At 41.2% G+C, this 12,483-nt stretch carries 12 protein-coding genes and 1 pseudogene; 11 read left to right on the top strand and 2 right to left on the bottom strand.

What is annotated here, in order from left to right; translation table 11 throughout:
• Window positions 1-63: 63 nt before the first annotated feature.
• A complete protein-coding gene (gene mreB / locus MNY66_RS02030) occupies window positions 64-1,107 on the bottom strand; it encodes a rod shape-determining protein MreB (RefSeq protein ID WP_047255244.1) in 1,044 nt (347 codons plus the stop codon).
• A 661-nt stretch (window positions 1,108-1,768) separates the two neighbouring features.
• Between mreB and acuI the strand changes: the two genes are divergently transcribed.
• The 9 genes from acuI to fis all read left to right on the top strand — a co-directional run bounded on the left by acuI (window position 1,769) and on the right by fis (window position 9,709).
• Window positions 1,769-2,749 carry an acrylyl-CoA reductase (NADPH) gene (gene acuI / locus MNY66_RS02025; protein ID WP_241501328.1) on the top strand — a complete coding sequence of 327 codons (981 nt, stop codon included), beginning with the start codon at window positions 1,769-1,771 and terminating at the stop codon, window positions 2,747-2,749.
• Window positions 2,750-2,978: 229 nt separating this feature from the next.
• Complete coding sequence (aroQ, locus tag MNY66_RS02020) at window positions 2,979-3,443, top strand: type II 3-dehydroquinate dehydratase (protein WP_047255246.1); 465 nt, start codon at window positions 2,979-2,981, stop codon at window positions 3,441-3,443.
• Window positions 3,444-3,461: 18 nt separating this feature from the next.
• Window positions 3,462-3,935, top strand: coding sequence for an acetyl-CoA carboxylase biotin carboxyl carrier protein (gene accB / locus MNY66_RS02015; RefSeq protein WP_047255247.1), 474 nt, complete (start codon window positions 3,462-3,464; stop codon window positions 3,933-3,935).
• Between the two features lie 12 nt (window positions 3,936-3,947).
• On the top strand, window positions 3,948-5,294 hold the full coding sequence (gene accC, locus MNY66_RS02010; RefSeq protein WP_047255248.1) for an acetyl-CoA carboxylase biotin carboxylase subunit: 1,347 nt from the start codon (window positions 3,948-3,950) through the stop codon (window positions 5,292-5,294).
• A gap of 213 nt (window positions 5,295-5,507) precedes the next feature.
• A complete protein-coding gene (locus tag MNY66_RS02005; RefSeq protein WP_047255249.1) occupies window positions 5,508-5,750 on the top strand; it encodes a YhdT family protein in 243 nt (80 codons plus the stop codon).
• Window positions 5,740-7,206 (top strand): sodium/pantothenate symporter, encoded by a 1,467-nt coding sequence (gene panF / locus MNY66_RS02000; protein ID WP_241501327.1) that lies wholly within the window; start codon window positions 5,740-5,742, stop codon window positions 7,204-7,206. The genes MNY66_RS02005 and panF overlap by 11 nt, the downstream gene beginning before the upstream one ends.
• A gap of 11 nt (window positions 7,207-7,217) precedes the next feature.
• A complete protein-coding gene (prmA, locus tag MNY66_RS01995) occupies window positions 7,218-8,102 on the top strand; it encodes a 50S ribosomal protein L11 methyltransferase (protein WP_047255251.1) in 885 nt (294 codons plus the stop codon).
• A gap of 318 nt (window positions 8,103-8,420) precedes the next feature.
• Window positions 8,421-9,398, top strand: coding sequence for a tRNA dihydrouridine synthase DusB (dusB, locus tag MNY66_RS01990; RefSeq protein WP_047255252.1), 978 nt, complete (start codon window positions 8,421-8,423; stop codon window positions 9,396-9,398).
• Between the two features lie 14 nt (window positions 9,399-9,412).
• A complete protein-coding gene (gene fis, locus MNY66_RS01985; RefSeq protein WP_010847912.1) occupies window positions 9,413-9,709 on the top strand; it encodes a DNA-binding transcriptional regulator Fis in 297 nt (98 codons plus the stop codon).
• Window positions 9,710-9,877: 168 nt separating this feature from the next.
• On the opposite strand, the gene MNY66_RS01980 is transcribed toward fis, so the two are convergent.
• Window positions 9,878-10,891 carry a DUF481 domain-containing protein gene (locus tag MNY66_RS01980; RefSeq protein ID WP_047255253.1) on the bottom strand — a complete coding sequence of 338 codons (1,014 nt, stop codon included), beginning with the start codon at window positions 10,889-10,891 and terminating at the stop codon, window positions 9,878-9,880.
• A gap of 383 nt (window positions 10,892-11,274) precedes the next feature.
• Here MNY66_RS01980 and MNY66_RS01975 point away from each other — a divergent pair, with 383 nt between their 5' ends.
• Both MNY66_RS01975 and panM read left to right on the top strand, forming a co-directional pair.
• Window positions 11,275-11,970, top strand: coding sequence for a DUF3592 domain-containing protein (locus MNY66_RS01975; RefSeq protein ID WP_241501326.1), 696 nt, complete (start codon window positions 11,275-11,277; stop codon window positions 11,968-11,970).
• A gap of 176 nt (window positions 11,971-12,146) precedes the next feature.
• Window positions 12,147-12,464: pseudogene (panM, locus tag MNY66_RS01970) on the top strand (aspartate 1-decarboxylase autocleavage activator PanM); the annotation flags it as partial.
• Between the last annotated feature and the right edge of the window lie 19 nt (window positions 12,465-12,483).

The following is a 12,483-nucleotide window of genomic DNA, read 5'->3' as shown; positions in this document are numbered from 1 at the left end:
CAACGTAAATAGGGTTGAAAGGAGGGTCAGCTCGATCCTCCTTGCTCGCCTGCAGGTCAGCCGTTAATCTTCACTAAATAAATCGCCGCCATGCATATCAATCATTTCTAAAGCTTTACCACCACCACGCGCTACGCAGGTTAATGGATCTTCGGCAACAATAACAGGAATACCGGTTTCTTCCATCAATAAGCGATCGAGATTACGCAGTAGTGCACCACCGCCAGTCAATACCATGCCGCGCTCTGAAATATCGGAGGCTAATTCTGGAGGGCATTGTTCTAATGCAACCATGACCGCGCTGACGATACCAATCAATGGCTCTTGTAATGCCTCAAGGATCTCGTTGGAATTCAACGTAAATCCACGAGGAACACCTTCGGCTAAGTTACGTCCACGTACTTCAATTTCATATAACTGATCTGTTGGATAAGCAGAGCCAATTTCATGCTTAATACGCTCGGCTGTCGCTTCACCAATTAATGAACCATAATTACGACGAACATAATTAATAATTGATTCATCAAAACGGTCACCACCAATGCGAACAGAAGAAGAATAAACCACGCCATTCAATGAAATAACTGCGACTTCAGTGGTTCCGCCACCGATATCAACCACCATAGAACCGGTTGCTTCAGATACAGGTAGACCAGCACCAATCGCTGCCGCCATCGGTTCTTCAATTAAGAATACTTCACGCGCACCAGCGCTCAAGGCAGACTCGCGGATCGCTTTACGCTCAACCTGTGTCGCCCCAACGGGTACACAAACCAAAACACGCGGGCTAGGACGCATAAAACTATTGCTATGCACTTGTTTGATAAAATGCTGTAGCATTTTTTCAGTCAGAAAGAAGTCAGCGATAACACCATCTTTCATCGGACGAATAGCGGAAATATTACCCGGTGTACGCCCCAGCATTTGTTTTGCTTCACCACCTACGGCTGCAACACTTTTTGGTGAACCTGCACGGTCTTGGCGAATAGCCACCACCGAGGGTTCATTTAACTTCACTCCTTGTCCTTTGACATAAATAAGGGTATTCGCAGTACCCAAATCAATGGACAGGTCATTAGAAAACATGCCACGAAATTTTTTAAACATAACGAAAGGATTATCCTGCAAGCCGGGGACGAATGAAAATCCGTCTACTCTACCAACCACCAAAAATAGCCTCAAGGCGTACAACAAGGCTATTTCTATTTATATGGCTAAAATTAATCACACTATAATTAATCGCACTATAATTAATCACATAAAAACACGCCCATTGTACGTGCTTTTATAAAGACGAAGCAGATAAAAACTTCAAAAAAGTAGTCTACTTTACGCATTTTTCACACAGATGCTATGAGAAAATAAGCTAATTGCCCAAATACTTTACTCTTTTTTTATCTGCGCCGTATTCATGATATTTACCCCTCTTGTGACCTATTATCCTAGGCTCAAGTTCAAATAAATTTTACTTTATTTTTTTCAGGGTTTAACACATAGGAATATTATGCCCTTTATCAGCATATTATTTTATATATGTTTTATAGATTACAACGACATGTCTTAAGCTTTTGGTTTTTTGTCCTGAAAAAACCAAAGATTATCTTAATTGATAGACATTCTGCACGATAAAAGCACACATAAGCCAGAAAAAAAACGCATATTTACAAATTAATTATTGATTTAAAAATTCGCCTCGAGTCAGTGGCGTTACTCTCCCTGTGCTTTACGTTATAATTCATCGTACAAATTCAAGACTAATGAGGTAATTATGAAGGCATTATTACTCGAACAACATGCCGATGGACAAGTAGTACAAGTCAAAAATTGTGCGGTTGATGAATTACCACCGGGTGATGTTATCGTTGATATTCATTGGTCTACGCTAAATTATAAAGATGCATTAGCTATTACCGGTAAAGGCAAAATCGTTCGTCAATTTCCTATGATCCCCGGCATCGATTTTTCAGGTACAGTTAATCACTCAACAGATGCACGTTTTAAAATCGGCCAACAGGTATTACTCACTGGTTGGGGCGTAGGTGAAAATCACTGGGGTGGTTTAGCGACACAAGCTCGCGTTCCGGCAAATTATCTAACCGCGGTACCGGATAATTTATCCTTGCGCCATGCGATGATCATCGGTACTGCCGGTTTCACTGCCATGCTCTGTGTGATGGCACTGCAAGATAGTGGTATAACGCCAGAGCATGGCGATATTATTGTCACCGGTGCCAGTGGCGGTGTCGGAAGCACAGCAATTCAATTACTCTCTCGCTTAGGTTATTCAGTCACCGCAGTCACAGGCCGAGCCGAAAATAGTGATTATCTATATCAACTAGGTGCTAAAAATATTTTGTCCCGTAACGATTTTCCTGCACAACCACGTCCTTTAAATAAGCAGCGTTGGGCAGGGGGAGTGGATACTGTAGGAGGACATATTTTGGCTGCGATACTGGCAGAAACTCAGTATAACGGGACTGTCGCTGCGTGTGGATTAGCAGGAGGGATTGAGTTATCAACCACGGTAATGCCGTTTATTTTGCGTAACATCCGTCTGCAAGGTATTGATTCAGTACATTATCCCGCAGAGAAACGCGCTGAAGTTTGGCAGCGACTAGCTTCACTGTTACCGGAAAGCTTTTATCAGCAAGTAGCTTGCGAGATTTCGCTTGCACAAGCTGCCGATTACGCTGAAAAATTAATCAACAATCAAATTACTGGGCGTATTCTTGTTGATACTCGCAGTTAAAATCAAAAAAAACAGCACCCTGAAAATCAGAGGTGCTGCACACTTCAAAGAATAGTTGCCGTTATTTTCTCTGATAAGACCAGTATTTTGCTGCTAAATGCTATGAAGTCTTTATAATGGCGAACCTTATTCGTAATAATTTATTTATTTTAAAGATAAATAGATGACAAAGCCTTTACATCAGGTTATGTTGTCAGGTTATTGACGTATCGTCGGAGATACCCGCATAATGGCAGAAGATATTCACATTTTACTTCTTAACGGCCCCAATCTAAACTTGCTGGGAACACGTGAACCTGAGACTTATGGTCGCTTAACGCTGCCAGATCTTGTCTCTCGTCTTGAACAGGAAGCGGAGCAGTTAGCCGTAAAATTGAGTCATTTTCAGTCCAATGCTGAGCATGAATTGATTAACACAATTCATCAAGCACGCGGAGAAATAGATTTTATTCTTATCAATCCGGCGGCGTTCACGCATACCAGTGTCGCGTTGCGTGATGCGCTATTAGCAGTTGCTATCCCATTCATTGAGATACATTTGTCTAATGTGCATGCCCGAGAACCTTTTCGCCACCACTCTTACCTCTCTGATCAAGCTGTTGGGGTTATCTGTGGATTAGGTGCGGATGGATATAGTTTCGCTTTACGGGCAGCGGTCAATCGCTTGTCAAAAACTCATCAAATCAAAATATAAGAGTACGGAATCACACTCATGGATATTCGTAAAATTAAAAAACTGATCGAACTGGTTGAAGAATCAGGTATTTCTGAATTAGAAATTTCTGAAGGTGAAGAGTCAGTACGCATCAGTCGTATGCCGGCTGCATCTCAAATGATGTCGGCACCTCAACAATATTATACGGCTCCAGCTGTTCAACCAGCACTGGCTAATGCGGTTGCTCCAGCACAAGAACCTATTGTCACTGTAACAGATTCCGCTGCCGCTATTTCTGGTCATATTGTACGTTCGCCAATGGTTGGTACGTTCTATCGTGCACCAAGCCCGGAAGCGAAATCATTTATTGAAATTGGTCAGACCGTTAGCGTTGGCGATCCTCTGTGTATCGTTGAAGCGATGAAAATGATGAATCAGATTGAAGCAGACAAAGCTGGTGTGGTTAAGGCTATTCTGTTAGAAAACGGTGATGCGGTTGAATTTGACGAGCCATTGGTCGTCATCGAATAACGAGGCGTTCACATGCTTGAGAAAATTGTCATTGCTAATCGTGGAGAAATTGCCCTACGCATTCTTCGTGCCTGTAAAGAACTGGGCATTAAGACCGTAGCTGTACACTCCACTGCAGATAGTGATTTAAAACACGTATTGCTGGCGGATGAAACAATTTGTATCGGCCCAGCAGCTTCTGCAAAAAGCTACCTAAATATCCCCGCCATTATTTCTGCCGCTGAGATTTCTGGCGCGCAAGCTATCCATCCAGGTTATGGATTCTTAGCTGAAAATGCGGATTTTGCTGAACAAGTCGAACGTTCAGGTTTTGTTTTTATTGGCCCAAGAGCTGAAACAATTCGCCTAATGGGTGACAAAGTTTCGGCCATTGAAGCGATGAAAAAAGCCGGTGTTCCTTGTGTTCCAGGTTCTGACGGCCCATTGGATGATGATGATGAACGCAATAGACTGATTGCAGAACGCATTGGTTATCCAGTGATTATCAAAGCCTCCGGCGGCGGCGGCGGTCGTGGAATGCGGGTTGTCCGTCATGCCAAAGATTTGACTAAATCGATCAACCTGACCCGTGCGGAAGCTAAAGCAGCCTTCAGTAATGACATGGTTTATATGGAGAAATACCTAGAAAATCCACGTCATGTTGAAATTCAGGTAATTGCGGATGGTAAAGGTAATGCAGTTTACCTTGCTGAGCGTGACTGCTCAATGCAGCGCCGCCATCAAAAAGTCGTCGAAGAAGCACCAGCTCCAGGCATTACGCCAGAGATTCGTCACGATATCGGCGAACGCTGTGCCAAAGCTTGCCAAAAAATTGAATATCGCGGCGCAGGAACTTTCGAGTTCTTATATGAAAATGGTGAATTCTACTTTATTGAAATGAATACTCGTATTCAAGTAGAACACCCTGTCACTGAGATGATAACCGGTGTCGATTTAATTAAAGAACAGCTGCGTATTGCTGCTGGCTTGCCGTTGTCTATCAAACAAGAAGATATTCATGTTAAAGGCCACGCATTAGAATGCCGTATCAATGCGGAAGACCCGAATACATTTATTCCTAGCCCGGGTAAAATTACACGTTTCCATTCTCCGGGTGGATTTGGTGTTCGTTGGGAATCCCATATTTACGCAGGTTATACCGTACCACCTTACTATGATTCAATGATTGGTAAGCTGATTACTTACGGTGAAACGCGTGAGATTGCGATTGCCCGAATGAAGAATGCACTCGATGAATTGATTATTGATGGCATCAAAACTAACATCGAATTGCACCAAGCAATTATGAATGATGAACATTTCCAGAAAGGTGGAACAAATATCCATTATCTGGAGAAAAAACTGGGGCTACAAGACTAATTTAGCGTCTTATCTGTATTAATAATTTGATTGCTGGAAATAAAATGACAGCTTAAATTATACTAGATTAGCACCCATTCAAATTGATAAAGGGCACTCAGGTGCCCTTTTATTTTTTGTTTTTTCAGACTAATTACAGAGATTTGCCTATACCCTCAGTTTTTAGGTATACAATCCCTGACTTATTGTTGATAGCAATCTCAGGAACATCGGATGGATAAACGTTTTCTGCAATCAAACCGAGAAGCTCGATGGGCAATGATGCTGACCCTAGCCTATCTGATAGGTTGGCTGATCACTGCCTATCTACCTGACTCAAGCCAAGGGATAACGGGCCTTCCCTTATGGTTTGAATGGTCATGCTTATTTTTACCGCTTATTTTTATTGTGCTATGTATCATGATGGTCAAAATTATTTTTAAAGATATGCCCTTGGAGGATAGCGATGCAGACTGAAGTTCTTCTGCCACTTATCGGCTATCTGGTGCTGGTTTTTCTGCTCTCTTTCTACGCTTATCGACGTCGTAGAGAAGGCGAGTTCCTCAATGAATATTTTCTAGGCAACCGTTCTATGGGGGGATTTGTTCTCGCCATGACCATCACAGCGACCTATGTCAGTGCCAGTTCATTTATTGGCGGCCCCGGCGCAGCCTATAAATATGGTTTAGGCTGGGTATTGCTGGCGATGATCCAACTGCCTGCCATCTGGTTATCTTTGGGAGTGTTAGGCAAAAAATTTGCTATTCTGGCGCGACGTTATAATGCTGTCACCTTAAACGACATGCTATACGCCCGTTATCAAAGCCGAGTATTAGTATGGTTTGCCAGCTTAAGCTTGCTCATCGCTTTTATCGGCGCAATGACCGTACAGTTTATTGGCGGGGCTCGGTTGCTTGAAACCGCGGCGGGGATACCTTATACCTATGGGCTGCTTATTTTTGGTATCTCAATTGCCTTATATACCGCATTTGGTGGATTCAGAGCCAGCGTACTAAATGACGCATTACAAGGCTTAGTGATGCTGCTGGGAACCACTATCCTGTTAGTTGCGATTATCTATAAAGCCGGTGGTTTATCTGAAGCAGTCAACACGTTGCATACGATCGATCCTAAATTAACCTCACCACAAGGCGCTGAAGATATTCTCAGTGGTCCGTTCATGGCCTCATTTTGGCTATTAGTTTGCTTTGGAACGATTGGCTTACCGCATACGGCTGTACGGTGTATTTCGTATAAAGACAGCAAAGCGGTACACCGAGGGATTATTCTTGGCACCATCGTTATGGGTATTTTGATGTTTGGTATGCACTTTGCTGGGGCATTGGGCCGAGCCATATTGCCAGAACTCACTATTCCAGACCAAGTTATCCCCACGCTAATGGTACAAGTGCTACCGCCGTTCGCTGCCGGGATATTCTTAGCCGCGCCGATGGCAGCAATTATGTCGACAATTAATGCCCAACTACTGCAATCTTCCGCGACTATCGTCAAAGATCTCTACTTGAATATGGTGCCATCAGAACTTAAAAATGAGAAAAAACTATCACGAATTTCGAGCTTTTCAACCTTGGTTTTAGGCGGCTTACTATTACTTGCCGCTTGGGATCCACCGCAGATGATCATCTGGCTTAACCTATTAGCATTTGGTGGATTAGAAGCTGTTTTCCTGTGGCCATTAGTCCTCGGCCTCTATTGGGAAAAAGCCAATGGAACAGGTGCTTTATGCGGAATGATCATCGGAGGCGTTATTTATGCACTTCTTGCGTCATTTGATATAAAAATTATGGACTTTCATCCTATTGTTCCATCTATATTACTCAGCTTATTAGCTTTTTTAATCGGTAATATGTTTGGTAAAAACGCCCTACCCTTAGCGGTGACAACGACTCAGCCCGCGACTGGGGATCAATAAAGAGAATATTTATGCCTTGGATACAACTACGTCTTAATTCTAGCGGCCAACAAGCCGAATCTTTGGGTGATGAACTCATTGAGACGGGGGCGGTTTCGGTGACTTTTCAAGACAGCCATGATACCCCCGTATTTGAGCCTCTACCGGGCGAAACCCGTTTATGGGGTGATACTGATGTTATTGGCTTATATGACGCTGAAGCGGACATGAAAGCCGTTATAGCCCAGTTAGAACATAGTCCACAGCTTGGCGCTAATTTTATTCATAAAATTGAGCAGATCGAAGATAAAGATTGGGAAAGAGAATGGATGGACAACTTCCACCCGATGCGCTTTGGTCAACGCCTGTGGATTTGCCCGAGCTGGCGTGAAGTCCCAGATCCTACAGCAGTCAATGTCATGCTAGACCCAGGCCTCGCTTTCGGAACAGGTACGCATCCAACCACTTCACTGTGCTTAGAGTGGCTAGATGGCTTAGATTTAGTCGGTAAAACAGTGATCGACTTCGGTTGCGGATCCGGTATTTTAGCCATTGCCGCATTAAAATTAGGCGCTGCACAAGCGATAGGGATCGACATTGATCCTCAAGCTATCTTAGCTAGCCGTGATAATGCAGAACGCAATAATGTATCCGATAAACTCACTCTGTATCTGGCAAAAGATGCACCGCAAGATCTCAGTGCCGACGTTGTCGTTGCTAATATTTTGGCCGGTCCATTAAAAGAATTGGCGCCAATTATTGGAGCATTGCCTAAAGCCGGTGCTCATTTAGGCTTATCAGGCGTGCTCGCAACACAGGCCGCTGATGTGGTATCAGCCTATACTGAGCGCTTTGATATTGACCCTGTAGCCGAGAAAGAAGAATGGTGCCGAATTACCGGTGTCAAGCATTTTTAACTCGATACAGATAAAAATCAATTAATAATTTCTTTGAAATTCGCCAAGGAATGGATTATCTTATAGCTCAATTTTTATGCAGAAGATGATGATAATCTGTTCCATTTCGAGATTTACACTGAATATTGGTAAATTTTACCAATTGGGGCAAAAATACTGTAACTACATGTAAATAAACATTAATTTTTATGTTTTGAAAAAATCAAGATAAAAAAGTTAGTTAAATTTTAGTGTTTGGTCAAAGTTTGTCCTTTCATATCTCGAAAAAAATGCGTAATATACGCGCCCTTGCAGTCACAGTATGGCTCCCTTTTCGTTATGCGTATCGGACAATATCAGTTGGAAAACTGTCTTATTGCCGCCCCTATGGCAGGCATCACAGATAGGCCGTTTCGGTCTCTGTGTTACAGCATGGGTGCAGGAATGACAGTCTCAGAAATGCTTTCTTCTAATCCTCAGGTTTGGAAGACCGACAAATCACGACTCAGAATGGTCCATAGCGATGAACCGGGGATACGTTCTGTACAGATTGCTGGCAATGACCCTGATGATATGGCCGCTGCCGCTCGAATTAATGTTGAGAGTGGTGCTCAAGTCATTGATATCAACATGGGTTGTCCAGCCAAAAAAGTGAATCGAAAGCTAGCAGGCTCGGCTCTTTTACGTTATCCGGATTTAGTAAAATCTATTTTATCCGCGGTAGTAAAAGCGGTTGATGTTCCTGTAACACTGAAGATTCGCACAGGGTGGTCACCCGAAGAACGAAACTGCATCGAAATTGCCAAATTGGCTGAAGATTGTGGTATTCAGGCTCTTACTATCCATGGCAGGACTCGTACCTGCTTATTTAATGGAGAAGCTGAATATGACAACATTCGGACAGTTAAGCAGACTGTTGCCATACCGATTATCGCTAATGGTGACATTACTGACCCGCTAAAAGCCAGAGCGGTTTTAGACTACACCGGAGCTGATGCTTTGATGATTGGTCGGGCTGCTCAGGGAAGACCCTGGATCTTTCGGGAAATCCAGCACTATCTGGACACAGGTGAATTGCTGCCACCAATGCCTATTGCAGAGGTTCAGCGAATTATGCTATCGCACGTACAGGAATTGCACGACTTTTACGGTCAAGGCAAAGGAGCCCGTATTGCGCGCAAACATGTCTCTTGGTATCTCCGGGAGCATGCACCTGATGACCAGTTCCGGCGCACATTCAACGCCATAGAGGAAGCCAGCGTACAGCTGGAGGCGTTGGAGGCATTTTTTGAAAATTTTTGCGTAAATAAAAGATAAGAGCTGACAGAACTATGTTCGAACAACGCGTAAATTCTGACGTACTAACCGTAGCTACTGTAAATTCACAAGACCAGGTAACTCAAAAACCTCTACGTGACTCAGTTAAGCAGGCACTGAAGAACTATTTTGCTCAATTAAATGGTCAAGATGTTAATGATCTGTATGAGCTGGTATTGGCTGAAGTAGAACAGCCATTGTTGGACATGGTTATGCAATATACCCGTGGTAACCAGACCCGCGCTGCCCTGATGATGGGCATCAACCGCGGCACACTGCGTAAAAAACTAAAAAAATACGGCATGAACTAATCCTAGTCTAGTCATATGTTGTTTTTAAAAGGCACAATCGCTATTTAGCATTGTGCCTTTTTTCTTATGCTATAAGCAAAAACCAGACTATCGGCGAGAACCAGCCTATTTGCTCCCTAAACCCTTCATCACGCTCTTTTTAGTGCTCAGCCAATATCAACATTTAATTTACCATTTATAGCCAACACCGAGGGTGTAGTTGGTATTATTAGAATCGCCTTTATCAGAGTTGATTTTTTCTCTAACAATATTGGTATTCAGATTGATTGAATCCGTAATATTGTACATTAGCCCTGCTTTCACATTCAGATCTAAACTTACGTCATCATTAAAGCTGCGGCCAATACTACCTTTGGTATAGAAATTAACCAGCTTAGCTAATATATATTGATTGTAATCCCAACCAACCGCACCTTGTATATAATCGGTATCGCTGCCACTACGATATTTTAATTTTTGGTAGCTCATCAATGAGGTTAATGATAAAGACACTAACTCATCATTCCAAACTTGCCAACCAGGTCCCGTACCGATACTGGCTTTAGATTTAATATCCTCGACCCAATCATGTTGATATTTAACATCTCCCCGCCAGAAAAATCCCGGATTAAAAAATCGGTCTAATTCATAATTAGTATTGTAGTAATAGGTACTGACATTACCGTCATCTTTATTTCGTTGCAGCGCAGCACCTAACCCATGACGCCAAAAATCATCGGTGATTTTTAAGTTACCATTTAAAGAATACTGCTCATTCTTAGAAGATCCCTTATTATATGCCGCCCCTGCATTCACACTACCACTTACTGATTTATCAGGGATGCCGGTGGCTAAATTATTTTTATTGATTACTAAATCTTTATTTAACGCCATCTGTTTTTTCTGATCGCCTTTCACTAGCGTAATATTTCCATCCTGAGATTTTTCAACCGAATTAACGCTTTCCCAAGGGGCAAAATATTCTTTTTTTACTGAAGACGAGTGTTCGATCGAAAATGATTTTACTTTAGATAAATCTATTTTTAATTGCCCAGCATAATCAGTAGTCACCAGCACATTATTGCTGTCAACTAAATTGACCGTACCAGAGATAATATTACCATTCTTCAAATAGATATCATCAGCAAGTGCGTGAAATGAAAGTGGGATTAATAAAAAAAGATAGGATTGTTTGAGTCTCATTGAATGCCTTTGCTGTATTCTAAATTAATTACTCTTATTCTGAAATTAATATATCACTCTGTATTTATTCTTTACTTAGCCGATTATTTTTACTCATTAATAACCGTATCTATTGTTAAATAACAGAATTTATCTAAAAGTATAAAGCGTGCATTTTGTACTTCAAGTAACCTTACAAATAAAATCAGGTTAAAAATAATCTTATTATTTTATTCATAAAAATTACTGTAGATAATTTTGTTTTTTATTGAGCAGAATAATCACTTAATCAACGCAGAAATATTTTTCAGTATTAAGATTAAAGCTATTGATAATAATCTGTCTTTATTGCTAGGTTAATACACTTGCTTCTCGACAGGAAATACGTTTAAAAGGATGAGTTAATGAAAAAAATACTTTCTATATTTTTGCTGGTGGGCTTAGTGCTGCTTGGTTTTTCAGGGTATTTAGCATGGAACAGTTATCAACTTAATCGTACCGGGAATATCGCTAGCGGTGAAATAATTGATTATCAAAGTCATTATTCACGTGAAGATAATGCTACTTATTATTATCCGATTATTAAATTCAGCCCTAAACAAGGTGAAGACGTAACTATAGTATCAGCGATAGGCAGCAGTTCTCCCGATTACCAACAAGGCCATTCAATTGATCTGCTATATTCGACTGATCAGCCACACAAAGCCATCATTTATGATTTCAAATCTATCTGGCTTGAAAGCATTATCATTGGAGTAATGGGAAGTGTATTTTTTCTTGTTGGCTTAATCCCTCTGTTATTAATACGCAGAAAAATGAAGCTTCATCAGCAACTTAAGCATTCTGGGACGCCTATTGAATTACCGATTGATCATATTGAAATAAATAATACCATCTCAGTCAATGGAGTTTCACCATATCGAATTATCGCACGCTGGCACGATAAAAAAAGTAACCTGTTACATACGTTTTATAGCGTAAATATTTATTACGATCCCGAACCTTATATTGATAGAGATACAGTCACTGTATTTACAGATAAAAATAATATGAAAAAATATTATATGGATATCGATTTTCTACCCAAAAAAAGTAAATAAAGCATAAAAAACAAACTAAAAAATTGCCCCTACAAATGGAGTAAATAACTTATTTATTCCATAAAATGATATTTATTAGCGATACTTCGATCAAAAGACAATACTATATTGTGGTTAAAAGTTTAATATAACTAAATGATTATTATCAATAAACCAGAAGATAAAGACAATAAAACATGAAACTAACAATTGTTAAACTCGCTGATTTTACTGAACAACAACAAATAGACCTACAAAAAATTTGGAAAAATCAGAACCCAATACAATGGAAGCTTGAGCAACAGCAAAATATTTTATTCTATGCCGCTCGCTTTAATGATCGTTTGCTAGGAGCCGCGAAGGTAAACCGAGAAAATGGGAAAGGTTATATCACTGATTTTTATATCCGGGAGGTAACTCGCCGTCGAGGCGTAGGAAGCTATCTGCTGCAGCAGATATGCAGCTCAAATCCAGAGGTAACTCGCTGGTCATTCTCCATCGAAAATACACCAGAAGATCAACGCAATATCATGA

This window comes from Moellerella wisconsensis, assembly GCF_022592395.1.
Classification (GTDB): Bacteria; Pseudomonadota; Gammaproteobacteria; order Enterobacterales; family Enterobacteriaceae; genus Moellerella; species Moellerella wisconsensis.
This window is presented reverse-complemented; position numbering and strand designations above follow the sequence as displayed.

Bases quoted from the DNA above. Each gene is read 5' to 3' on its own strand.
- mreB (WP_047255244.1), bottom strand. From the start codon at position 1,107: ATGTTTAAAAAATTTCGTGGCATGTTTTCTAATGACCTGTCCATTGAT.
- acuI (WP_241501328.1), top strand. From the start codon at position 1,769: ATGAAGGCATTATTACTCGAACAACATGCCGATGGACAAGTAGTACAA.
- aroQ (WP_047255246.1), top strand. From the start codon at position 2,979: ATGGCAGAAGATATTCACATTTTACTTCTTAACGGCCCCAATCTAAAC.
- accB (WP_047255247.1), top strand. From the start codon at position 3,462: ATGGATATTCGTAAAATTAAAAAACTGATCGAACTGGTTGAAGAATCA.
- accC (WP_047255248.1), top strand. From the start codon at position 3,948: ATGCTTGAGAAAATTGTCATTGCTAATCGTGGAGAAATTGCCCTACGC.
- MNY66_RS02005 (WP_047255249.1), top strand. From the start codon at position 5,508: ATGGATAAACGTTTTCTGCAATCAAACCGAGAAGCTCGATGGGCAATG.
- panF (WP_241501327.1), top strand. From the start codon at position 5,740: ATGCAGACTGAAGTTCTTCTGCCACTTATCGGCTATCTGGTGCTGGTT.
- prmA (WP_047255251.1), top strand. From the start codon at position 7,218: ATGCCTTGGATACAACTACGTCTTAATTCTAGCGGCCAACAAGCCGAA.
- dusB (WP_047255252.1), top strand. From the start codon at position 8,421: ATGCGTATCGGACAATATCAGTTGGAAAACTGTCTTATTGCCGCCCCT.
- fis (WP_010847912.1), top strand. From the start codon at position 9,413: ATGTTCGAACAACGCGTAAATTCTGACGTACTAACCGTAGCTACTGTA.
- MNY66_RS01980 (WP_047255253.1), bottom strand. From the start codon at position 10,891: ATGAGACTCAAACAATCCTATCTTTTTTTATTAATCCCACTTTCATTT.
- MNY66_RS01975 (WP_241501326.1), top strand. From the start codon at position 11,275: ATGAAAAAAATACTTTCTATATTTTTGCTGGTGGGCTTAGTGCTGCTT.